The organism is Streptomyces sp. NPDC127092 (assembly GCF_042722475.1).
GTDB lineage: Bacteria > Actinomycetota > Actinomycetes > Streptomycetales > Streptomycetaceae > Streptomyces.
The window spans coordinates 1-1,086 of sequence record NZ_JBHXFE010000125.1 but is presented as its reverse complement, the minus strand read 5'-3'; the positions used below and the strand labels follow the sequence as shown (position 1 = coordinate 1,086).

The 1,086-nt window shown below is 67.2% G+C and carries 1 protein-coding gene; it reads left to right on the top strand.

The window, feature by feature from the left end; all coding sequences use genetic code 11:
• Positions 1–34: 34 nt before the first annotated feature.
• The coding region (locus ACFWJO_RS37810) for an NAD(P)(+) transhydrogenase (Re/Si-specific) subunit beta (protein ID WP_386872665.1) at positions 35–1,086 on the top strand (1,052 nt) is incomplete at its 3' end.

Sequence of the window (1,086 nt, the reverse complement as noted above, 5' to 3'; positions counted from 1 at the left end):
GCTCATCATCTTCGCGCACGGTGAGTCGCCGACGGTGCACATCGTCATCGCGTCGCTGTTCGCGGCGATCATCGGGTCGATCTCGTTCTGGGGTTCGGTGATCGCGTTCTTGAAGCTGCAGGAAACCCTGCCCGGCCGGCCGATCGGCATCGGCCGGTTGCAGCAGCCGCTCAATGCGGTGCTGCTGATCGGGGCCGTCGCGCTCGCGGTGGCCATCGGGATCAAGGCGATCGACCCGACCGGACCCACCAGCCAGTGGTGGATCGTGGGGGTGCTGGTGCTGGCGGCGGTGCTCGGGTTGATGGTGGTGCTGCCGATCGGCGGCGCCGACATGCCCGTGGTGATCTCCCTGCTCAACGCGCTCACCGGTCTGTCCGCCGCGGCCGCCGGTCTGGCTCTGAACAATCAGGCGATGATCGTGGCCGGCATGATCGTCGGTGCGTCGGGTTCGATCCTGACCAACCTGATGGCGAAGGCGATGAACCGGTCCATCCCGGCGATCGTGGCCGGCGGGTTCGGTGGCGGCGGCGTCGCGGCGGCGGTCGGGGACGGCACCGCCAAGACGGCGAAGTCCACCTCGGCGGCGGACGCGGCGATCCAGATGGCGTACGCCAACCAGGTGATCGTGGTCCCCGGGTACGGGTTGGCCGTCGCGCAGGCCCAGCACGCGGTCAAGGACATGGCCAAGCTGCTCGAGTCGAAGGGTGTCGAGGTCAAGTACGCCATCCACCCGGTCGCCGGCCGGATGCCCGGGCACATGAACGTGCTGCTCGCCGAGGCCGACGTCGAGTACGACGCGATGAAGGAAATGGACGACATCAACGACGAGTTCGCCCGCACCGACGTCACCCTGGTGAGCGGTGCGAACGATGTCACCAACCCCGCCGCCCGCAACGACCCGTCGTCGCCGATCCACGGGATGCCGATCCTGAACGTGGATCAGTCGAAGTCGGTGATCGTGCTCAAGCGGTCGATGAACTCCGGCTTCGCCGGCATCGACAACCCGCTGTTCTTCGCCGACACCACCTCCATGCTGTTCGGGGACGCGAAGAAGTCGGTCGCCGAGGTCACCGAGGAACTCAAGGC